We start from the raw sequence: 21,102 nt of genomic DNA, 5'->3' as shown, positions 1-21,102 counted from the left end.
TGCGGTAGTTCTTGGTCGACTTCGCACTGCCAGGAGCCTCGCCGCGTCCAAGGCCCGCAAAGGGCGTGCGGTCAGTTGTAGGGCAGGGTCACGACGGACTTGTCGCCGGTGCCGAGGGTGGTCGGGTTGGCGCCGATGGCGTTCCAGACCTCGATCCTGACGGTGCCGCCGTCCAGGTCGCCCAGAGATCCGGTCGCCGACTCCAGACCGGCGGTCTGGGTGTAGTGCTCGTAGCCGGGCTGCGGGTCGGTGGCGTAGTAGTGATAGGTCTCCACCCTGTCCCACGTCCCGTCCCCGGTGCGGTCGTAGGAGATCCGCACCTGGGGGCCGTTCGCTACCGCGGTCCCGGCGTCGACAGCGAGGTCAAAGGCGGTGGCGCCGTTGTTGTATTTGAGGGTCACTCCCTTGGCGGTGAAGGTCACCGGGTTGGTCGGCGTCCCGTCGTGGTTCTGCCCGCCGGCCGATGCGAGGGTGGCGGTGCCGGTCGTGCCGGGGGACGACAGCACGCTCCCGTCGCTCTGCGGATACAGCGTCGATTTCCAGGGCGTCCCAGTGGGCGTCGGCGTCGGCGTGGGGGTTCCGCCACCGTCGCCGCCTCCGGTCGCGCTGCCGCCGCTCCACTCGTTCGCCCCGGAGGCGACCGTCTTGCCGGAGGGCACAGTGAGAGTCGTGCCGTCGGAGAAGTGGACGGTGCGGTCCGTCGAGGTGATGTTGGAAGCGACGTACGTGCGTGCGCCGTTGTTGACGAAGACGCTGCTCAGGGGGCTGTCGGCGGTGACGCTCGTGTCGACGTGCCCCAGTGCGGCCAGGTTGCGGACCCAGTGGAAGGTATGGGCCTTGCTCTCACCCTCCTCGGACGTGAAGCCGCTGTTCGCGCGGAAGTCGGCCAGTGCCTTGTCCCCGTCGCCGAGCGCGAGGAATTCGTACCAGATGTCCGTCCAGGAGGAGGGCTGGGTCGTTCCGCTGTTGGTCAGCATGTCCCTGTAGTCGGTGAGCACGTAGTCCGGGTCGTGGCCGAGGTAGAGGTGGCCGCCGGTGACGGGAAGCAGGTTGATGCCCTGGATCTTGGCCGGATCGGCGGAGAACCAGGTGGAGTACGCCGCGCCGTCGCTCCAGACCATGCCGACCTCGCGGTGCGGGAAGCCGCTGGGGAAGATCTGGTCCTTGGTGTCGAACCAGTAGTCCTGGATCGCCGCCGCCTGCGTCGTGTACATGTAGATGCCCGCGTCGCGGACGGCCGTGTTCCCGGTGGCCTGCCCCCACTGGATCAGTGCGTTGTCGAAGTTCATGCCCTCCGACGACGACTCCTGGTTGTTGCCCGCCGCGAACGACCCGTGCCCCGACGCCCAGTCGTGGCCGCCGTAGATGTCGAAGTCGCGCAGGTAGGGGAACCGGGTGTCGGCGCGGTCGTAGTTGTTCGCGTCGCGGATCAGCAGGTCGACCATTCCGCCGTACCGTTCCGTGGACGCCCACTGGGGATCGAACTTGGCCAGGGTCGCAGCCGCGGCGATGTAGTAGCCGTAGTGGAAGTGGTGGTCGTTGAGCTCCTGGTCCGACCCGTAGGAGGCCGGGTAGCCGATGAGCGTCCCCCAGTTCCGGTCGTAGTAGAAGACGTGCGCCGTCTTCCCGGACGGGGCGGTGAACCAGTCGGTGAGCTTGGACCTGATCGCCGACAGCGCCGCGTCCCGCACCGCCGTGTTCCCGGTCTGGTCGGCGATCTCCGCGAGGCGGGCGGCGCGCCCCAGGCCCTTGCCGGTCCAGTACGTGTCGTCGCTGACCTGCCTGGTCGGGTCGGACTTCTCGGCGTCGAGGTAGTTCTGCAGGGTGGCCGCGTCGGATCCGCCGGAGTCCGCGACGGCGGGCACCTCCGGGAGCACACCGTGGAACCGCATCGAGGTGGTGAAGGAGCCGATCCCGGTGAGGACCTTGAGGGAGCCGCGCGGTGAGATGTACGTCTGCGGCAGCGGGGTGCCCGCCGCCAAGTATCGCCACTGGTGGGGGAGCAGCGCCGCGACCGTTCCCGTGCCGCCGCCTTCCATGGCGGCGGTGGTGAACTTGTAGGTCGTCGTCACGGTGCTCCCCGCCTCGTCATACCGGTAGGAGACCACTGTGCCGGTGACGTGGTCGTAGGCGGACTTTCCGTAGGCCGTCGCCAGGCTCTTCCGGTCGGCATCGCTGCTCGACGCGGTGGTCGGCAGGACGGCGACGGAGAAGTAGTCCTTCCCGGCGAGCGTCGAGCCGATCGTCGAGCCGCTGACCGTCCAGGTCGCTCCGGACGGGGCGTAGGCCGCGTAGTCGTGGCCGTTGATGGTGTAACCGATCCAGGAACCGCTGTTGGACCAGACGGCCGGGGTGGCCCCGCCGGAGGCGGCGATCCGCGCGTTACCTCCGGACGTGCGGAAGAACGCGAACGGCAGGCCCTTGCCGATCGTGGCGCGCAGGGAGCGCGCTCCGTCGCTGAGATATGGGCTCACCGTCCAGTCGCTCCAGCCGTCGACCTTGACTTCGGAGGAGTTCAGCTGGGCCACTCCGGCGACGAAGTCCTCCCTGTAGGGGAAGTGGTACTCCCCGGGACCGGTCGCGGAGCCGCTGATCGACGGCGTCGTGGTGTAGGAGAACCCGAGGCCGCCGGCCTGGGCGCGGAAGCTCAGCGGGTTGGCGGCCAGCGGTTCGCCGTACGCGCAGTTGGTGCGCTTCCACAGGATGGACGACCACCAGTCGTTGGTCGGCACGGCGCCGGACGGGGCGTTGGCCGTCACCCACTGGCGCGGGTCGGTCGAGATCGAGCCGCATCCCGAAGGCAGCGGGCCGACCTGGGTGGTGGTGTAGCCGCCGGCACCCACGGTGTCGGCGGCGGCGTCGCCGGGACGGAGGGCCGCCAGGGACAGGACTCCGGCGATCAGCACGGCGACGCCGGCGGCGACCAGGGCCTGGTACGGACGGCGCGGGCGGACGCGGATCGGCCGCCGGCGGCCTGGTGGCCGGGACATGTCGGACGCGGTCATCGTTAACGCCTCCCAGATCTGATCCGCACGGCGTCGGGGGACGTGAACATGCCGTGCGGAGGGGGTGGGTGGAGGGCGGGCGGGGGCTGCGCGGAAGGCGCAGACGAGAGAGCGCTCTCACACAGAAGAGCGCAATCCTTCGGCGCCGTCAATACCGAATCCTGGACGCGTGTGATGAGGCGGCAAACCAGCATTCTTGTAGGCGAACCCGTTGACAGTCGACGAGTCGACGGCCCAATCTCTTGGGAGAGCGCTCTCTCGGCAGCAGACGATCACTCGGCCCCGGAGGATTCATGAGACCGACACTGGGCGGCCGCCGCGCCCGTCCCCGCACGCGAGGAGGGACGCCCGCGCGTGCCCTCAGCGCGACCATCACCGCCGGCGCGCTGCTCCTGGCCGGAGCCTGCGGCGGATCGGCCGCCGCCGGCAAGGAGAACATCACGCTGTCGGTCGGCCTGTTCGGCGACTTCGGGTTCGAACCCCTCTACCGCCGGTTCGAGCAGGCGCACCCGAACGTCCGGATCAAGGAACGCCAGGCGACCTACGACGACCACCACACCAACCTGGCCGCGCACATCGCGACCGGCAGCGGCGCGGCCGACGTCGAGGCGATCGAGGTCGGCTACATCGGGACCTACACCGCGCAGCCGCAGCGCTTCGTGGACCTGCGCAAGTACGGCGCGTCCACCCGGCAGAGCGAGTACCTGGCCTGGAAGTGGCAGCAGGGCGTCGCCGCGAACGGCGCGGTGATCGGACTGGGCACGGACGTGGGCGGCCTGGCACTGTGCTACCGGCGCGACCTGTTCGCGAAGGCCGGGCTGCCGGCCGACCGGGCCAAGGTCTCCGCGCTGTGGCCGACCTGGCAGGCGTTCCTGGACACGGGCCGGCGCTTCGCCGCGAAGGCTCCGTCCGGCGCGAAGTTCGTGGACGGCCCCGGCGAGTTCTTCCGCGCGATGGTGGCGCAGGCCCCGGAGGGCGTGTACGACCGGCAGGACAAGGTCGTGGCGGCCACCAACCCCGCCGTCAAGCAGGCGTGGGACCTGTCGACGCGGATGGTCGCGGACGGCCTGTCGGCCAAACTGACCTCCTTCACGCCCGCGTGGGACACCGGCTTCGCCAAGAGCTCCTTCGCGACCGTCGCCTGCCCGGCCTGGATGATGGCCTACATCCAGGAGCACTCCCCGGGCTCCTCCGGGCGGTGGGACATCGCCGCGATCCCGGGCGGCGGCGGCAGCGCGGGCGGCACTCACCTCACGGTGCCGACCCAGAGCAAGCATCAGAAGGAGGCCGCCGAACTGGTGCAGTTCCTTTCCGCCGCACCCCAGCAGGAGGCGGTGTTCAAGGCCATCGGCAACTTCCCCTCACTTCCGGCGCTGTACGACAAGCCCGAAGTCCGCGACCACACCAACCCGTTCTTCAACGGGGCGCCGGTCGGGAAGATCTACGCCGACTCGGCCAAGAGCCTCGACCCCCAGCACCTCGGTCCGGCCGAAGGCCAGGTCAGGGCCGCCATCGGCAACGGCCTGACCCGCGTGGACCAGGGCAGGCAGTCCCCTGACCAGGCCTGGAAGCAGGCTCTGGACGACGTGTCGAAGGTCAAGTAGCCCGCCGGCGTGACGGCTGATCGGCGGGTCTCCGGTTCCCCGGGGACTCGCCGGCCGCACGCGCCGAACCCGGAGGCCCGCGCGGCGTCCGGGCCGGCTCACGAAAGGATCTTCCATGGCCCTGCGCCAGACCGACCCGCTCCCCACCGCCACCGCCCGGCGGCGAACCGGCCCCACCCGCGCCCGGCACCGGCCGGGCGGCTCGCGGTGGAACCGGTTCGACCGCGCCGTCAGCCCGTACGCCTACGTCTCGCCCTTCCTTGTGATCTTCGCCGTGTTCGGGCTGTTCCCGCTGCTGTACACGGCCTGGGTCGCGCTGCACGACTGGAGCCTGCTCAAGGGCGACCAGGGCTTCGTCGGCCTCGACAACTTCCGCACCCTGCTGTCCGACGGCAACTTCTGGAACGCGGCGTTCAACACGGCGTCGATCGGCGTGCTGTCGGCGGTGCCGCAGCTGCTGCTCGCGCTGTGGCTGGCCCACCTGCTCAACCGGCCGCTGAAGGCGCAGACCTTCTACCGCATCACCCTGCTGCTGCCCAACGTCACCAGCGTCGTGGCGGTCGTCGTCATCTTCAGCCAGCTGTTCGGCCGCGACTACGGCCTGATCAACATGGTGCTGACCCACCTCGGCGCCGGCCGCGTCGACTGGCAGGCCGGCACCGCGTCCAGCCACGTGGCCATCGCCCTGATGATCATCTGGCGCTGGACCGGCTACAACGCCCTCATCTACCTGGCCGCGATGCAGGCCGTCCCGCGGGAGCTGTACGAGGCGGCCACCATCGACGGAGCGTCGCGGCTCAAGCAGCTGCGCTCGATCACCGTCCCGATGATCAAGCCGACCCTCCTGTTCACGATGATCGTGTCCACCATCGGCTCGATGCAGATCATGGCGGAGCCGATGCTCTTCGGGGCCCAGGTCGGGCCGGCCGCGATCGCCACCGGCGGCGCGGGCCGCAAGTTCCAGACGCTGTCGCTCTACCTCTACGAGCTGGGCTTCCGCAACTTCGACTTCGGCTACGCGTCGGCCGCCGCCTGGCTGATGCTGCTGCTCGTCATGGTCGCGGTGGGCGTCAACTTCCTGCTCGCCCGCCGCATGAAGGGGGGCCTGTCATGACCGGACTCCGCGCCCGCGGTTCGCTGCCCCACAGGCTGACCCACCTGACGCTGATCGGGGTGGCGTTCTTCTCCGCCTTCCCCATCTACTGGAGCGTCATCGTCGCCTCGCAGGACAACGGCGCCATGGCCGAGGTGCCGCCGCCGATGGTCCCGGGCGGAAACCTGCTCGCCAACATCGCCAAGGTCTTCGACACCGCGCCGTTCGCGCTGGCGCTGCTGAACTCCCTGATCGTGGCGGGCTCCATCACACTCTCGGTGGTGTTCTTCTCGACGCTGGCCGGCTTCGCGTTCGCCAAGCTGCGCTTTCGCGGACGCACCCTGCTGCTCGGGCTGACCGTCGGGACCATGATGATCCCGACCCAGCTCGGGATCATCCCGCTGTACATGCTGATGATCAAGCTGCACTGGACCGGCACCCTGTACGCGGTCATCGCCCCCGCTCTCGTCAACGCGTTCGGGGTCTTCTTCATGACCCAGTACCTGTCCCGGGCGCTGCCGACCGAGCTGCTGGAGGCCGCCCGCGTCGACGGCTGCGGCAACTGGCGGCTCTTCTGGCACGTCGTGGCGCCGGTGGCGCGTCCCGCCGCCGCCGTTCTCGGCATGCTCACGTTCATGACGGCCTGGAACGACTACTTCTGGCCGCTGGTCGTCCTCACCCCGGACGACCCGACCGTCCAGGTCGCGCTGTCCGCACTCGCCAGCGGCTACGTCCAGGACTTCTCGCTCGGCCTGGCCGGCACCGCGGTGGCCACGCTGCCACTGGTGCTGGTCTTCGCCCTGCTCGGCAAACGCATCATCGGAGGCATCATGCAGGGGGCGGTCAAGGGATGACCACGCGCACCGACACCGGCGCGTCCGGCCGGACGCTCGCCTTCCCACCCGGATTCGTGTGGGGCGCCGCCACCGCGGCGTACCAGATCGAGGGCGCGACCGGCGACGACGGGCGCGGCCCGTCGATCTGGGACGTCTTCTCGACCCGGCCCGGCGCCGTCGCCGGAGGCCACACCGGCGAGGTCGCCTGCGACCACTACCGCCGGTACGCCGCCGACGTCGCGCTGATGGCCGGACTGGGACTGCCCGCGTACCGCTTCTCGATCGCCTGGCCGCGGGTTCAGCCCGACGGGTCCGGCCCGGTCAACCCGCGCGGCCTGGACTTCTACGACCGCCTGGTCGACGAACTCCTCGCGCACGGCATCGACCCGTACGCCACCCTCTACCACTGGGACCTTCCCCAGGCGCTGGAGGAGCGTGGCGGATGGGCCGACCGGAGCACCGCCCTCAGGTTCGCCGACTACGCGTCGGCCGTGCACGAGCGGCTCGGCGACCGCGTCACGGCCTGGACCACGCTCAACGAGCCATGGGTCGCGGCGTTCCTCGGGTACGCGTCCGGCCAGCACGCGCCCGGACGCCGTGACCCCGCCGCCGCGTTCCGAGCGGCCCACCACCTGCTGCTCGCCCACGGGCTCGGCACGTCCGCCCTGCGGGCCGGCGGTGCGCCGCAGATCTGCCTCACCCTCAACCTCTCGCCCGTCATGGGGACGGACGCGGACGCGGTACGGCTGGTGGACGGCCTGGTCAACCGGCAGTTCCTCGACCCCGTGCTGACGGGCGCCCTGCCGTCCGACGTGCGGGCGATCGTGGAGAGGCACGGCGGACTCGGCCACATCGCGGAAGGCGACGCCGCCGCCATCGCCCAGCCGATCGACCTGCTCGGCGTCAACTACTACAACCCCACGTACGTGGCCGCCGTGCCGGGCGCACCGGCCGACCCGGCCCACCCCGGCAGCGAGGGCATCGCGTTCCTGCCCGCCCGGGGCGTGACCACCGAGATGGGCTGGCCGATCGAGCCGACCGGGCTGACCGCCCTGCTCACGCGCCTGTCCCGCGACCACCCGCGGGTGCCGCTGGTCGTCACCGAGAACGGGGCGGCCTTCCCCGACGAACCGGACGGCGACCGTGTCGCCGACGCCGACCGGATGGCCTACCTCAGCGACCACCTGTCCGCCGCCCACGCCGCCATCGAGGCCGGGGCCGACCTGCGCGGGTACTTCGTCTGGTCGCTGCTGGACAATTTCGAATGGGCCGAGGGATACCGGCGCCGATTCGGGATCGTCTACGTCGACTACGCTTCTCAGCGCCGCATCGTGAAGGACAGCGCGTTGTGGTTCCGCGACGTGATCCGCAGGAACGGGGTGCGAGATTGAGCCGGCCCACACTGGAGGCGGTGGCCGCACGCGCGGGCGTGTCCCGGGCCACCGTCTCCCGGGTGGTGAACGGGTCGGCGACCGTCAACCCGCGCATCCGGGAGGTCGTCGAGCTGGCGATCAGGGAGCTGGGCTACGTGCCCAATCCGGCGGCGCGAAGCCTGGTCACCCGGCAGACCAACTCCTACGCCCTGGTGGTGTCCGAGCCGCCCACCCGGGTGTTCTCCGACGATCCGATGTTCTCCACCGTGATCCGCTCGGCCAGCGTCGAGCTGGAGGCCGCCGACAAGCAGGTGGTGCTCATGCTGGCCGGATCGCCGGGCGGGCACGCGCGGGTCGAGCGGTACGTGGCGGGCGGCCACGTGGACGGCGTCATGCTGATGTCGATGCACGGAGCCGATCCGCTGCCCGCCGCCCTCGGGCGCCTGCGCGTCCCGGTCGTCTCCTACGGCCGGCCCACGGTTCCGGTGGACCTGCCGTACGTCGACAACGACAACGCCGGCGGCGCGGCCGCCGCCGTGCGCCATCTTCTGGGCACCGGCCGCCGGCGGATCGCCGCCATCACCGGCCCGCTCGACATGGTCGCCGGCCAGGACCGCCTCGCCGGATACCGCGAGGCCCTGCGCGACGCCGGCCGCCGTCCGATCATCGCGCTGGGCGACTTCACGCGCGAGTCCGGGGCGGAGGCGATGCGGCAGTTGCTGGAGGACGATCCGGCGCTCGACGCGGTGTTCGCCGCCAACGACATGATGGCGATCGGGGCGCTGCGCACGCTGCGCTCCGCCGGGCGGCGGGTGCCGGACGACGTCGCCGTCGTCGGGTTCGACGACATCGAGGCGGCGCGCTACTGCGAACCACCGCTCACCACCGTCCGCCAGCCCGTGAGCGAGCAGGCCGCCGCGATGGTCCACCTCCTGCTGACCCTGGCCGAGGGCCGGCGCCCGCCGGACCGGGAACGCTACAAGATCCTTCCCACCGAACTGGTCGTCCGCGAGTCCGCCTGACCGGGCCGGCGTGAGCGCTGGGCCGGAGGGACCGGGTCCGCGGATCCGGCCCTTCGGCCGGGCGTTCGCCGGCCCCGGCTGACACCGCCGACGAGACAGGCCCTAGACGCACCCCTCGAACTGCGGCACCTCGATGATCGACAGGTCCAGCCCGGTGCCGCCGAACCACCGGTTCATCAACCTCGCCGCCGTCCCGTCCTGGTACATGCGGGTGATCGCCCGGTTCAGCGCCTCGCACCCCTCGACGTCGCCGCGGCGGAGCCCGATGCCGGTGTTCTGCTCGCTGATCCGAGCGTTGACGAGCCGATACCCGCGGCCCTCCCGCCGGACGAGGCCGGCCAGGATCACGTCGTTCGTCGTGATCGCGTCCACCGTCCGACCCTTGATCATGCTCATGCACTGGTCATAGCTCTTGGCGGGGACGGTCCTGGCGGTCATCCCGTGCACCGCCAGCAGCCGCTGGATGGGGTCGGCCCCCTCGACGGCGCAGAACCGGCGCCCCGTCAGGTCCCGGACGCCCTTGACGCCGCGCTCGTCCGACCGGACTAGCACGTCCTGGTAGGACATGTAGTACGGCCCGGCGAACGCGACCTGCGTCTTGCGTTCGGGCGTGACCGACAGGGTCGCGAGGACGAGGTCGGCGCGCCCCGACGTCAGCGCCGTGATCCGCTCGGACGCCAGCACCTGGACGAACCGCACCTTCTTCCCGAGCCGGTCCGCCACGTACCGCGCGACATCGATGTCGAACCCCTCGAACCGGCCGTCCGGTCGCCGCAGCCCCAGCCCCGGCAGGTCCGGCCGCACCCCCACCACCAGGGTCGGCTCGTCCAGCAACGACTCGGAGCCGCCCGGGCCGCACGCCATCAGCATCCCACCCGCCAGCACGATCGCCGCCAGAACCCGCCCCACCGCCACCCGGACCTCCCGCACGTTTCCGACGAAATGACCATAGACCGGCTGAAGGCGCCGGAGGCGGACGCCGGACTCATTCGCCGTGCGGGCCGAACTCCACGCAGCAGTGACCGGAGCGGGGGCGAGCGTTGCCTCGATGCTGTTCCGATGAGCCCGAGGCTCAATACGTGAACGCCTCCTTCAGGTGGCCGTCCAGCGAACCCGCAGGGGACCATCCGGTTGCTTCTCTCAGTTTCCTGCCGATCCCCGCTGAACGGCGCAGATGGCCCTCGATCGCTGAGGCGCGTACGACCTTTGGCGGCTTCTCCACGTGCGAGAACACCAGCCGGCATATCTCATGCACGGAAACCTCGTTCTCGGCGCACACATTGTAAATGCCGCCCTCCACGTCATCTGCAAAAAGGAGGCGCGCCAAGGCGTCGGCCGTATCTCGGACATGAACCCAGTCCCGAGTCTGGCTTCCGTCCGAGGTCATGCTGAACTCGGTTCCCTCGGTGCAGGCTCGCATCAGTGCTGGAATCAGACGGTCGGGCTGCTGACCGGGGCCATAGTTGTTGAAGAGCCGGGCGGTGACCAGAGGCAGCCCCCAACACTGTGCGGCCGCCTGGCAGAACGCCTCCTGACTCAGCTTGCTCGCAGCGTAGGGGCTCGCGGGTCGCGGGGACGCCGACTCGTCCACCGGCACGGACGTCGTGCCGTATACCTCACATGAGGAGACCAGAAGGAAACGGGTGATGTGGGGCGCCGCGGCTAGTACTTCAATGAGGTTGGTCGTCCCGATCACATTGTTCTGCACGTATCGATCGGGATGGGTGACGGACGTGGGGACGTAGGCCTCTGCGGCGAGATGAATCACATGAGTGAAGGACTTCAGGCGATGGTGAAGGTGGAAGTCCTCTCGGAGGTCGAGCAGGTCCTTGTGGATGAAGTCGCCTGAGTTGTGGCCCGTCCGACGATCCAGCCCCGTCACGTCCAGACCGTCGGACTGCAACCGCGTCACGACGTGGTGTCCGATGAACCCGGACGAACCTGTCACGAGTACTCGAGTCATTCTGCTTCCTCTCGCAACATCGAGGCTGCACAGAAACTCTGGCTACCGAAGCGATGCTCCAACCAGGAGCCAGTCGCTTGAGGTCACGCATCATTGAATGGAGGTCCGTGCCGGCATGAGAAAGGCCGTCGGCTCCGCCGCAACCGAGCAGAAACCATTGGGGGAGGGGGCGTGAAAAAGGTCGATACTATCAACGGTGCGGCGACACGGCCTCGCAGCCGGTCCCTTGGGAGTCTCCATTGGTCGCCGCGATGATATACCATGTGTTCCCAGGTCACGTAATGGCGACTGAATTACGGACATCCGCAACTGTGGGTGCCGCATATGCCTTATATGGCTTCAGCGTCATGGTCTCGGGGCGGCACGGCGGGCACGGCGGTCGCCGAACCTTTGCTGGACAAATATACTCATGGTGATGTAATATGCGGACGCATTGATGGGCGTAATGTCCGCCGATCCGGGGAGAGTCCGTGACTGGTGATGCCTCTGCCGAAAACAGCTCTACGCGGTCGAAGGATCCAGTCATATGGGTGGCCACGGCGACCGATGAGAACTATCTGCCGTACACCGCCGCCATGGTCCATTCGCTGGCGACCCACCGGAGCACGAGCACCCAAGTTGAGCTGACAATTATGCACAAGGGTGTTTCCAGGCGGGATCAGGAGAAGCTGGAGAGCCTGGCCGATCAGATCGCCGTAAGCTGGGTTTCGATGGATCCGGCCAGCTATCAGGGATGGGGGATAGAGGCCGACCCGCTGATACTGGATCCCCACTACTTCCGGTGCCTCCTGCCGAAGATCTATCCTGACACCGTGAGCCGCGCCGTCTACATCGACTCGGACACGCTCGTCCTCGAAGACCTTTTCCCCTTGTGGAGCATGCCGCTCGACGGCAACCCCGTCGCCGCGGCCGGTGATCTGGTGTCGGTCATCAAGGACGCCATCAGCCACTGGCAGGAGATCGGCCTCGACGGCGACGCGCCCTACTTCAACTCCGGCGTGATGGTGATCGATCTGGCGCGGTGGCGAGCCGAAGAGATCGGCGAACGCGTGCTCCGACGTTGCCAGATCGATCGCCACCGCCTCCTCATCCGAAATCGCTGGAACCAGCACGACCAGTACGGCTTCAACGTCGTGTTGCAGAACCAGTGGAAAGCGCTGCCCAGCAGATGGAATCACTATTCGGAGCGCAAAAGCGACCGACCGGCGATCATCCACTTCCTCGGCGACATGAAACCCGGCGCCACGCTGGCACGACCCGAGTTCACCCAGTTGTTCTTCGAGTACGTGGACGCGACTCCATGGGCAGGATGGCGCCCGAACCTGCCGGCCGCAATTTCGGCAAGCAGCCTCGACTGACGGGGTAAGTCTGCTCGTGGTAGGCGGCCCCTCGTGTCAGGAGCCGATCGCCGCACGTTTGCGGGCGCCCCGGACCGCCGCGGAGAGGGTGGCGATGTCGTAGGCGCCGACGTGGCGCCGTCCGTTGACGAAGAAGGTCGGGGTACCGGAGACGCCGCTCAGGTCGGCCGAGTCGACATCCTCGGCGATCCGTCCGGCACCGGCGTGCCGGCGCAGGTCGGCACGGAAACGGTCGACGTCGAGGCCGATGTCGCCGGCGTAGCGGACCAGGTCCCGGGGGCTCAGCGCCTCCTGACGGTCGAGCAGCAGGTCGTGCATCTCCCAGAACCGGCCCTGCGCGGCGGCCGCCTCCGCGGCCTCGGCCGCGAGCTGGGCCCGGGGATGGATGTCGTTGAGCGGCAGGTGGCGCCACACGTACCGGACGTCCCCGTGGTCGGCGAGCAGTTCCCGGACGACCGGCTCCGCCCGCCCGCAGTACGGGCACTCGAAGTCGCCGTACTCCACCACGGTGACCGGCGCCTTCGCGGGACCGCGGACATGGTCGCGACCGGGCTCGACCGGCGCGGCCAGGTCGATGATGCTCTCCGCCGTCCCGAGCAGCGCGCGCAGCCGCCTGCGCGGTGGCAGCAGCGCGGTCGCGCGGACGACGACCCAGGTCACGACCGTGGCGCACAGCGCCGCCGACAGGATGCCGATCTTGGCCTCCTCCAGCCTCCCACCGGTGAAGGAGAGCGTCGCGATCAGCAGGGCCACCGTGAAGCCGATGCCGGCGATCGTGCCGCCGGCACCGACCGCGGCCCAGCCGACCGGCGGACGCAACCGGCCCCGGCTCACCCGGGTCACCAGCCAGGAGGACCCGAGGATCCCGAGCGGCTTTCCCACCACGTAGCCGATCACGATGCCGAGCGTCACCGTCGAGGTGAAGGCGCGGCCCAGGAACCCGGCGGTGATCGTGACGCCCGCGTTCGCCAGCGCGAACAGCGGCACGACCGCGTAGCTCGTCCACGGGTGGATCAGCAGTTGGAGCCGCTCGTTCGGGGAGATCGCCGCCGCCACCCCGGTCCGCGCCGACCGGGCGAACTCCGGGGTGGGCTGTTCCCGGAACAGCCTGAACACCTCGGTGGCGCGTTCCAGGTCGTCGCGCGCCGCCGGGTGGGCGTACGTCAGCAGTCCCATCACGAGGCCGACGACCACCGGCTCCACCCCGGAGGACTGGACCGCCGCCCACGCGGCGACGCCCAGCACGACGTACACCGGGATCTGCCGCACCCCGAGGGCGCGCACCAGCACGGTCACCGCGAGGATGCCGATCGCCAGCAGCAGCGGTGGCAGCGCGATGTCGCCGCTGTAGACGATCGCGATCACCGCGAGCGCTATGACGTCGTCGACGACGGTGGCCGTGAGCAGGTACGTGCGCAGCCGTGCGGGCAGGCCCCGTCCGACCAGCGCGAGCACGCCCAGCGCGAACGCGGTGTCGGTCGACATCGCGATGCCCCAGCCGTGGGCGGCCGGGCCGCCGGCGTTGAAGGCGAGGTAGATCGCCACCGGCACGGCCATCCCGCCGACACCGGCTGCCAGCGGCAGCGCGAACCGCCGCCGGTCGCGGAGCTCTCCCATGTCGAACTCGCGGCGCGCTTCGAGACCGACCACGAAGAAGAACACCGTCATCAGGCCGTTGTTGACCCACCCCCGCAGATCCTGCGAGAGGCCGGCGCCACCGAACCGGATCGACAGTTGCGTCCCCCATACCCGGTCATAGGAGGACGCGTCCGCGTTCGCCCACACCAGTGCGGCGATCGTCGAGGCCAGCAGGACTACGGCGCCGCCCGTCTCGGTGTACAGGAACTCCCGCAGCGGGGTGCGCAGGTTGCGTGCCCACGCGGTCCGGTCGGCGAACGATCCGGAGGGCGGGCCTGCTCCGCGGTCCGTCACCGCTGGACGCTCATCCGCGCTCCTCCTCGTCCGCGTCCGGTAGCCGGACACGCAGCGAGACGGTCCCGGTCAGGTCGATCCAGGCGGAGTCCGGCGTCCGGACGTACCGCAGGAGGACGTGGCCGCATCCGGGACAGCGGGCGACCAGGCCGGGCGCCCGGTCGTACACCCGCAGCTCGGCGATCGGGCCGGTGAGGCCGCAGTTGACGCAGCGGCCGGTTGCCGCCGTGATGTCCACGGCGAACAGCTCGCTCAGGGGACCGGCCAAGGCGTTGCCGTCCACATGGTCCATCGAGGTGTCCTCCCGGCGGGGCACGTTCATCTCGCTCAGCCTCCGTTCAGCCGAACCGTTCGGTCCTGATCCGGCGCGGGTCGTGACCGCGGGCGAGCAGCAGGTCGGCCGCCGACTCCACGAACCCCGTCGGCCCGCAGACGAAGCAGTCACGGTCGGGCGGCCCGTCCCCGAGATCGGCCGCCGTCAGCCGGCCGGGCGGGCGGGGCCAGCCCTCGGGCGCCACCCGGGTGTAGACATGCGCGACATCCAGGCCGGGCTCGGGACGCCGAAGCTCGTCGGCGTAGAACACGTCCCCGGGCGTGCGCGTGGAGTACACCAGCCGGAACCGCGCGCCACTGCCGGCCAGGCGGCGAGCACGGACCATGGCCATCAGCGGCGCGACGCCGGAACCGCCCGCGATCAGCAGGACGTCCCGTCCCGCATCGGGCCGCCACACGAACCAGCCGCCCACCGGACCCCGGAGCTCGACGGGGTCGCCGATGCCGAGCACATCGGTGAGATACGGGGAGACTTCACCGTCCGCTATCCGCTGCACGGTGAGCTCGACCCGGTCAGGCGCGGAGAGCGAGTAGCTGCGCTGCGCGGTATAGCCATCTGCCGCGGTCAGCCGCACGTCGACATGCTGACCGGCCAGATGGCCCGGCCACCCCGGCACATCGAAGACGAGCGTGCGGGCCGTATCCGTCTCCCGACGCGTCTCAGCCAGCCGCGCGACGCGCCACGTCAGTCGCCCTGGTACCGCTGCTCTCGCCATGGGTCCCCGTAGTCGTGATATCCGGCGGTCTCCCAGAAGCCCGGCTCGTTCTCGGTCAGCAGGTCGATGCCACGCAACCATTTCGCCGACTTCCAGAAGTAAAGATGCGGTACCAGAAGCCGCACCGGGCCCCCGTGCTCCGGTGCCAGCTCCTCCCCGTCATAGCGGTAGACGATCCATGCCTGGCCGTCGAGCAGATCCTCAAGCGGCAGGTTGGTGGTGTACCCGCCGTACGAGGAGACGAGCGCGAAATCGGCCGCGGTCTCCACGTCTTCCAGCAGGACGTCCAGCGACACCCCCTGCCAGTCCGTGCCCAGCTTGGACCACTTGGTGACGCAGTGGATGTCCACGCGCGGCGTCTCGAACGGCAGGTCCAGCAGCTCCCGCCACGTCCACCGGTACTGGCCCCCGGTCTCCGTGGCCACCGTGAGCTCCCACTCCTCCTCTGGGATCCGCGGGGTCGGACCGGCCGACAGCACGGGAAAGTCCTCGGTCAGGTACTGCCCAGGCGGCAACTGGACCGCGGACTCGCGCCGCCGCCCGTGGAACCCAGGCGAAACGATCCCCATCACAGCCCCCTCTCGTCAGGCCGAACGAACCCCGTCCTCTGGGCCTACCTTCCCCAACACGACGAGCCCGATGCGACCCCCACCACGCGACGCCCCCCGCCACCGTCACCTCAGCCTCCTCATGAGGGTGAGACGGTGTTCAGGGCACCGTGCCCTTGCCGACGTCTCACGCTCCATGGGGCGAGAGGGACAAGGCCGCTCCGAGTCGCTCACACAACGCTTCCACCTCGGTCTCGTCTGGCACTGCCCCTTCACGGAACATCGCCATCTGCAGTGCTGGGCCGAACGCGTCGAACCGGGCCATGTCGGCCTTCGTCGCGGGCTGGACCACGAAATGCAGGTGGCCCGGCGCGGCATTCGCATGGGACCAGAGGCATACGTAGACCTGCTCCGGCTGGACGACCTTCGTCACCGCTGCGGCCACTCGCTGCAGCAACGGACCCAGAGCCGCACTCTCGACCACGCTCAACTCGGCGACATGGACGACGTGCCGCACCGGCTTGACCACCAGCGTCCCCAGGCCGAGCGGCCCCACCGAGTGCTCGACGACCCAACCCGACGACTCCGCCAGACGACCTCCGGGAAGAGGCCGAACCCCGACAAGAAGATCGCACGCGAGACACCCAGCGACAGGTTCCATGACAGCAATCCTCCAGGCGTCAGGCCCCGAGCGCTGCCGAAGACTCGCAAGGCGGTCGTTCGTCGACGTCATTGAAGCGCGTGTTGAGAAGGATCTTGTTGGGGTATCCGGGGCGGCGTCGGACTTGACGGACGCCGGGCCGTCCTCTGACGCGGAGGGTGGACGGCACCCGTCCTCGCGGATCGAACATCCTGCGCCCAGCGATCGACGATTGCCCACCCAGAAGAGGCCCGGAGGCAGGACTCCGGCTAGGACAGGAGGACTTCGCCGGAGAAGTAGCGGATCTCCAGGGTGAGGTGAGAGCAGCGCCAGCCTTCGGGGGTGCGGCGGAGCTTCCAATGGTGCCATCCGGCTCCGTCGGCGTGTCGTCGCGGGTCGTTCGCGTCGATCAGGTGCGCGGCGAAGAAGCAGGACCGCGCTTCGGCCGTGTCACCGTCCAGTGTGATCTCGTGGTTGGTACTGAGGTGGTGGGTGCCTGCGTATCGGCCGAGGTTGCCGGCGACGAACTCGGCCATGCCCTCGCGTCCGCGGTGGGTGATGGTCTGGGCGATGAGCGGTGAGACGGTGAGCACGCCGTCCTCGGTGAAGTCGGCCGCGTAGCCCTGCCAGTCCCGGTCGTCGAGCGCGCGGGCGACGTCGATGAGCAGATCGCTGATCGCCGCCCGGTCGACCAGCCATTGGAGCCTGCTCGCCGAACCGGTCGGCGGGTTCGTCGGTGGCATGTCGCGGGATCTTCCTTCCGGTCGGGCGGCGCGGGGGCGCGGAGCGGTCAACCACCGAGTGTCCGCCGGACCACCGTCTCGGCCGCGGTCGCGGCGGCGGTGGAACCGAGGGAGACATGGTGCTTCAGGCGGTGCCCCCGTCTCGGGCCGAGAGGGTCGGCCTGGTTGGTCCGGACGTTGATGCCGAGCTGGCCGGTCGTCATGTCGCCGAGGACGGACTGCATCTGGGAGGACGAGTTGTTGAACGAGTAGATCGAATCCAGGAGCATCTGCATCCCGTTCTCCGGGCCGAGGCTGTCCGCCAGCAGCTCGCGGGCGATGTCCTCCATCACCTTGCCCAACGCTTTGTCGAACTTCAGTTTGGGGTAGATGGACCGCACTGATCCTTCGATGTTCCCCATCGACTTGCCGATCAGAGAGACGAGCGGGCTGACCTGGATTCCGCGTTCGGTGGAGTAGCGGGCGAGCGACATCAGGGCGACCCCGAGGTTCAACTCCTCCAGGGTGGCGTTCGCCCAGTAGGGAATGGTGTTCGACACGTCGTTGGCGAAACGGGTGCTGTTGCTCCAGGGCGTGAGCGAGCCCAGTTTGATCCAGTCTCTCGCCAGGGCCGCCCCGTCGCCGCGCGCCATCCCGACCAGGCCCTTGAGCAGGGTCAGGCTCGCGTTTCTGTCGATCTTTCCGTACATCCCCCAGTCGATCACGTGCGCCTTCCCGTCCTGGTCGATGAGGATGTTCCCCGGGTGAGGGTCGGCGTGGAAGGCGCGGTCGACGAAGTAGCCGCGGAACATGAATCCCATCAGCTGGTAAGCGATCTTCTTGCGCTGCCTGTCCGACAGCTGGTCGTCCTTCACCCGGTTGATCGGCGTGCCGTCGACGAAGGTCTGGACCAGCACGCGCGGCGTCGCCTCGATGACCTTGGGGACCTTGACCTGCTTGAAGTGCCGCGCGGCCTTGCGCGCGTCCTTCATGTTGCGGGCCTCGCGTGTGAAGTCCACCTCGGCCTCCATGGCGGTGAACACCACTTCCATCATCGACTTGACGTCGATGACCTCGCACATGTGCGGGGCCGCCCGGTGCAGGAGGCCGGCGATCCTGCGCAATACGGCCATGTCGCCCAGCATGGCCGCGGAGGTTCCGGGGCGCTGCACTTTCAGCACGCAGGGACGGCCGTCGGTCCAGACGGCGCGGTAGACCTGGGCGACGGAGGCGGCGCCCAGCGGCCGCTCGGTGTTGATCTCCTGGAAGCAGGAGCGCCAGTGCCCGCCCAGTTCGGCTTCGATGACGGGTTCGAAGACCGGGAAGGGTTCGATGCGCGCCTGATCGTTGAGGTTGGCGAACTCGTCCATCAGGTACTGGGGCATGATGTCCGGCCGGGTCGCCAGTATCTGCCCGAGCTTGATGTAGATCGGGCCGAGGTCCTCCAGCATCGCCCGCAGCGCCCTCGCCCGCTCCTGCCTGCGCAGACCGTCGGCGGAGTCCTGCGACCGGGCCAGCCGCGCCTGGAGGCCGCGGGTCGCCTCCTGGGCCGCCGCCCGAGAAGCGATCTTGATGGTGCGGCTGGCCCTGCCTGCGGGCACGCGTTCTCCCTACCCGCCGGTGTGATCGGTCGACGGCACAGTGTTCGGCTCCGGCTACTTCTTCATGTCGGCGATCTGCTGGCTGAGCACGCTGATCTGACCGGCGAGCTCGCGGATATCCTGCTCGTTCCGCTTGGCGCGCTTCTTCGCGCTCTTCTTCTTTTTCTTCACACCGAGACTCTTCCGCACGGCCTTGGCGTGCCGGTTTCCGGCCTTTTCTGAGCGCCTTATCATGTCGTCGAAGACGGATCTTCTTGCCACGACGCCACCTTTCTCGCATGGTAGGGCCTCGGCTCCGAATCCGCGGAGATCGCCGATTGACGTGGATCTTTTTCCGGGGGAGCCTTGTCGAATGCGAGTATGCATCGGGTAGCCCGCCGACTGTCAACACTCCGGCGGAGCCTTCACCGCGTACTTCGAACGGGGCCGCGCTCGGACGAGCTCACTTCGCCCCAAATAGCACGATTAATACTTGTTTGCTGAAATTATTGATGGCCACACACTGTTGGCCGACCAGAAAGGCGCTCATGGGCGGTTTGGATAGGGCGTTCCGGGCCGGCGCCGTCGCGGGGTCCTTGCACGACTGGTGGACGCAGGGCAGGGGCGGCCGCAGGGTGGCCGCCGCCGTACCCGGCGCCCATGCGGTGACCGCGGCGGACCGAGCGGCGGCCGAGCGGCTGCTGGGACGAGCCGCCCCCGGGCCGGGGGCGCGGATGTCCCTCTCGGTCTACGAGACCGCCCGGCTGGTGCGGCTGGCGCCGTGGGTGTGGGGCCATCACGCGCGCATCGACTACCTCGTGGCTCTGCAGCGCCGGGACGGCACCTGGGGCGGACCCGACCTCTACGCGCTGGTGCCCACCCTCAGCGCGACGGAGGCACTGCTGCATCTGGCCTGCGCTCGGGACCGTTCGCCGATCAGGGCCGAGCACCGGACCGAGGCCGCCGACCTTCTGACGGCCGCTGCCGACCGCGGGCTCGCGGCGTCGCGGCGCCTGCTCGACCGGGCCTGCCGGCCGTGGCCGCGCACGCTCGGAGCCGACCTGCTCGTGCCGTACCTGGTCGACGAGATCAACCGGACGCTGCTCCGATGCGAGGCCCCCGCCTCGCGGGGAAGCGTGCCGCGGCCGCTGGAGCGCCATGCCGTGCTGCGGGCCCCTCTGACAGGCCGCGCGGCCCGGGGGACCGCGCCCCCGTCCGCCCCGCCAGGGGGGTCACCGCTCCCGGCGGGCCACCTCTGGGAAGGCTCCGCCGGCCCGGCCCGCGAGGCGGCCGCCGGGAGCCCCGACGGTTGGACGATCGGCGCCTCGCCCGCCGCGACCGCGGCGTGGCTCGCACACCGGCCGGCCGGAGATCGCGACGAGGTGTGCGTGGACGCGCTCGACCGCTTGGCACGCCGGCACGGCGGTCCCGTGCCCGGCCTGGGTCCGGCGATCGCCGGCGAGCAGGTGGAACTGGCGGGCACGCTGGTCCGTGCGGGGCTGGGCGCCAGCGTGCCGCCACGCCTGCGGGAGCAGTTGCGACGGCAGGTCAGCGGGACGACCGGAGACTACGGGACCGTGAGCACCGCGCTGTACACCCTCGCCGAGCTCGGCGAGCTGGGCGGACGGTGCCCCGCGGAGGTGCTGCGGCCCTTCGAGACCGCGAAGCGCTTCCAGCGCCCGCCCGGGCACCCGGTCTGGTCGCCCGTCGCCAACGCCCACATGCTCGAGGCGTTCGGGGTGCACGCCGCGGCCCGGCCCGCCCACCTCAGACGCCACGCGCCCGCCATCTCCGCGATCACACGATGGCTGTGCGGACGCCAGCAGCTGAGCGGCCGCTGGGAGGATCCGCGCCACGCCTCCCCCTACTACGCCACGTCCCACGCCGCGGCGGCCTTGAGCCGCTTCGGTCGCCGCGGCGCCTCCTCCGCGGTCGCCCGTGCGGTCTGGTGGGTTCGCGGCACCCAGCGGCCCGACGGGTCCTGGGGAGTCTGGAGGGGCACCGCCGAGGAGACGGCGTACGCCCTCCAGACGCTGCTGGCAGCGCCGCACCGCGTCCCCCAGGACCTTCTGGCGAGGGGTGCCGCCGCTCTGGAGCGCCTGGTCGCGACCGGGACGGGCCACCCGCCGTTGTGGCACGGAACGGACCTCTACGCCCCCGCCGCCGTCATCGACGCGGCGATCCTGGCGGTGACCTGCCGACTGCGCGGCCATGTCGCCCTTACCGGCCGTGCCTATTCGCTTTCCCTCTCGCTCACGCAGGCTCGCGTGGAGGAATGCGCCTCGCAAGGCGCAAAAGGGCTGGTCGGACGGTGAGGACCAGCGTCCGTTCGCGGACCGCCCGACCGTTGCCCGCCCGAACCCCCCGGTTGCTCAAA

The 21,102-nt window shown here is 69.7% G+C and carries 18 protein-coding genes; 7 read left to right on the top strand and 11 right to left on the bottom strand.

The annotated features are described in order from the left end of the window. Window positions 1-71: 71 nt before the first annotated feature. On the bottom strand, window positions 72-3,005 hold the full coding sequence (locus tag BJY14_RS04440; RefSeq protein WP_218905100.1) for a glycosyl hydrolase: 2,934 nt from the start codon (window positions 3,003-3,005) through the stop codon (window positions 72-74). Between the two features lie 293 nt (window positions 3,006-3,298). Between BJY14_RS04440 and BJY14_RS04435 the strand changes: the two genes are divergently transcribed. The 5 genes from BJY14_RS04435 (at window position 3,299) to BJY14_RS04415 (ending at window position 8,933) form a co-directional block, all read left to right on the top strand. Beyond that, window positions 3,299-4,609, top strand: a complete 1,311-nt coding sequence (locus BJY14_RS04435; protein ID WP_179842430.1) for an extracellular solute-binding protein — start codon at window positions 3,299-3,301, stop codon at window positions 4,607-4,609. Window positions 4,610-4,724: 115 nt separating this feature from the next. Then, window positions 4,725-5,723 carry a carbohydrate ABC transporter permease gene (locus tag BJY14_RS04430; RefSeq protein WP_179842429.1) on the top strand — a complete coding sequence of 333 codons (999 nt, stop codon included), beginning with the start codon at window positions 4,725-4,727 and terminating at the stop codon, window positions 5,721-5,723. Further along, window positions 5,720-6,556: a carbohydrate ABC transporter permease gene (locus tag BJY14_RS04425; RefSeq protein WP_179842428.1), complete on the top strand. Its 837-nt coding sequence runs from the start codon at window positions 5,720-5,722 to the stop codon at window positions 6,554-6,556. The genes BJY14_RS04430 and BJY14_RS04425 overlap by 4 nt, the downstream gene beginning before the upstream one ends. After that, window positions 6,553-7,929: a GH1 family beta-glucosidase gene (locus BJY14_RS04420; RefSeq protein WP_179842427.1), complete on the top strand. Its 1,377-nt coding sequence runs from the start codon at window positions 6,553-6,555 to the stop codon at window positions 7,927-7,929. Before BJY14_RS04425 ends, BJY14_RS04420 begins: the two co-directional genes overlap by 4 nt. Then, window positions 7,926-8,933 (top strand): LacI family DNA-binding transcriptional regulator, encoded by a 1,008-nt coding sequence (locus BJY14_RS04415; RefSeq protein ID WP_179842426.1) that lies wholly within the window; start codon window positions 7,926-7,928, stop codon window positions 8,931-8,933. Before BJY14_RS04420 ends, BJY14_RS04415 begins: the two co-directional genes overlap by 4 nt. 102 nt (window positions 8,934-9,035) lie before the next feature. On the opposite strand, the gene BJY14_RS04410 is transcribed toward BJY14_RS04415, so the two are convergent. Both BJY14_RS04410 and BJY14_RS04405 read right to left on the bottom strand, forming a co-directional pair. Beyond that, window positions 9,036-9,863, bottom strand: coding sequence for a transporter substrate-binding domain-containing protein (locus BJY14_RS04410; protein ID WP_179842425.1), 828 nt, complete (start codon window positions 9,861-9,863; stop codon window positions 9,036-9,038). 142 nt (window positions 9,864-10,005) lie between these two features. Further along, complete coding sequence (locus BJY14_RS04405; protein WP_179842424.1) at window positions 10,006-10,896, bottom strand: NAD-dependent epimerase/dehydratase family protein; 891 nt, start codon at window positions 10,894-10,896, stop codon at window positions 10,006-10,008. Between the two features lie 530 nt (window positions 10,897-11,426). Between BJY14_RS04405 and BJY14_RS04400 the strand changes: the two genes are divergently transcribed. Then, window positions 11,427-12,254 (top strand): glycosyltransferase family 8 protein, encoded by an 828-nt coding sequence (locus BJY14_RS04400; protein ID WP_179842423.1) that lies wholly within the window; start codon window positions 11,427-11,429, stop codon window positions 12,252-12,254. A gap of 36 nt (window positions 12,255-12,290) precedes the next feature. Here the strand turns inward: BJY14_RS04400 and nhaA are convergent, their stop codons facing one another. The 8 genes from nhaA to BJY14_RS04360 form a co-directional block, all read right to left on the bottom strand. Then, entirely contained in the window at window positions 12,291-14,186 is a 1,896-nt protein-coding gene (nhaA, locus tag BJY14_RS04395; RefSeq protein ID WP_179842422.1) for a Na+/H+ antiporter NhaA, read from the bottom strand. Window positions 14,187-14,196: 10 nt separating this feature from the next. After that, on the bottom strand, window positions 14,197-14,508 hold the full coding sequence (locus BJY14_RS04390) for a DUF6510 family protein (protein ID WP_179842421.1): 312 nt from the start codon (window positions 14,506-14,508) through the stop codon (window positions 14,197-14,199). Between the two features lie 16 nt (window positions 14,509-14,524). Continuing rightward, the gene (locus tag BJY14_RS04385; protein ID WP_179842420.1) at window positions 14,525-15,235 is read right to left on the bottom strand and encodes a ferredoxin reductase; all 711 of its coding nucleotides are present in this window, start codon (window positions 15,233-15,235) and stop codon (window positions 14,525-14,527) included. Further along, window positions 15,205-15,804, bottom strand: a complete 600-nt coding sequence (locus BJY14_RS04380; RefSeq protein WP_179842419.1) for a molybdopterin-dependent oxidoreductase — start codon at window positions 15,802-15,804, stop codon at window positions 15,205-15,207. Before BJY14_RS04380 ends, BJY14_RS04385 begins: the two co-directional genes overlap by 31 nt. A 166-nt stretch (window positions 15,805-15,970) precedes the next feature. Continuing rightward, complete coding sequence (locus BJY14_RS04375) at window positions 15,971-16,444, bottom strand: HIT family protein (RefSeq protein WP_179842418.1); 474 nt, start codon at window positions 16,442-16,444, stop codon at window positions 15,971-15,973. A gap of 248 nt (window positions 16,445-16,692) precedes the next feature. Beyond that, window positions 16,693-17,166, bottom strand: a complete 474-nt coding sequence (locus BJY14_RS04370; protein ID WP_179842417.1) for a nuclear transport factor 2 family protein — start codon at window positions 17,164-17,166, stop codon at window positions 16,693-16,695. 47 nt (window positions 17,167-17,213) lie between these two features. Continuing rightward, window positions 17,214-18,746 (bottom strand): ABC1 kinase family protein, encoded by a 1,533-nt coding sequence (locus tag BJY14_RS04365; protein WP_179842416.1) that lies wholly within the window; start codon window positions 18,744-18,746, stop codon window positions 17,214-17,216. 54 nt (window positions 18,747-18,800) lie between these two features. Then, window positions 18,801-19,007, bottom strand: a complete 207-nt coding sequence (locus tag BJY14_RS04360) for a hypothetical protein (RefSeq protein ID WP_179842415.1) — start codon at window positions 19,005-19,007, stop codon at window positions 18,801-18,803. Window positions 19,008-19,273: 266 nt separating this feature from the next. Between BJY14_RS04360 and BJY14_RS04355 the strand changes: the two genes are divergently transcribed. Continuing rightward, a complete protein-coding gene (locus BJY14_RS04355; protein ID WP_179842414.1) occupies window positions 19,274-21,040 on the top strand; it encodes a prenyltransferase/squalene oxidase repeat-containing protein in 1,767 nt (588 codons plus the stop codon). Window positions 21,041-21,102 lie beyond the last annotated feature (62 nt).

It is taken from the genome of Actinomadura luteofluorescens, assembly GCF_013409365.1.
In the GTDB taxonomy this organism is placed as follows: domain Bacteria; phylum Actinomycetota; class Actinomycetes; order Streptosporangiales; family Streptosporangiaceae; genus Spirillospora; species Spirillospora luteofluorescens.
Note: the sequence above shows the minus strand (reverse complement) of the source record. Positions and strands in the feature narration are given on the sequence as shown.

Coding starts and splice junctions, on each gene's coding strand:
- BJY14_RS04440 (WP_218905100.1), bottom strand. CDS start 3,005: ATGACCGCGTCCGACATGTCCCGGCCACCAGGCCGCCGGCGGCCGATC.
- BJY14_RS04435 (WP_179842430.1), top strand. CDS start 3,299: ATGAGACCGACACTGGGCGGCCGCCGCGCCCGTCCCCGCACGCGAGGA.
- BJY14_RS04430 (WP_179842429.1), top strand. CDS start 4,725: ATGGCCCTGCGCCAGACCGACCCGCTCCCCACCGCCACCGCCCGGCGG.
- BJY14_RS04425 (WP_179842428.1), top strand. CDS start 5,720: ATGACCGGACTCCGCGCCCGCGGTTCGCTGCCCCACAGGCTGACCCAC.
- BJY14_RS04420 (WP_179842427.1), top strand. CDS start 6,553: ATGACCACGCGCACCGACACCGGCGCGTCCGGCCGGACGCTCGCCTTC.
- BJY14_RS04405 (WP_179842424.1), bottom strand. CDS start 10,896: ATGACTCGAGTACTCGTGACAGGTTCGTCCGGGTTCATCGGACACCAC.
- BJY14_RS04390 (WP_179842421.1), bottom strand. CDS start 14,508: ATGAACGTGCCCCGCCGGGAGGACACCTCGATGGACCATGTGGACGGC.
- BJY14_RS04385 (WP_179842420.1), bottom strand. CDS start 15,235: ATGGCGAGAGCAGCGGTACCAGGGCGACTGACGTGGCGCGTCGCGCGG.
- BJY14_RS04380 (WP_179842419.1), bottom strand. CDS start 15,804: ATGGGGATCGTTTCGCCTGGGTTCCACGGGCGGCGGCGCGAGTCCGCG.
- BJY14_RS04375 (WP_179842418.1), bottom strand. CDS start 16,444: ATGGAACCTGTCGCTGGGTGTCTCGCGTGCGATCTTCTTGTCGGGGTT.
- BJY14_RS04370 (WP_179842417.1), bottom strand. CDS start 17,166: ATGCCACCGACGAACCCGCCGACCGGTTCGGCGAGCAGGCTCCAATGG.
- BJY14_RS04355 (WP_179842414.1), top strand. CDS start 19,274: ATGGGCGGTTTGGATAGGGCGTTCCGGGCCGGCGCCGTCGCGGGGTCC.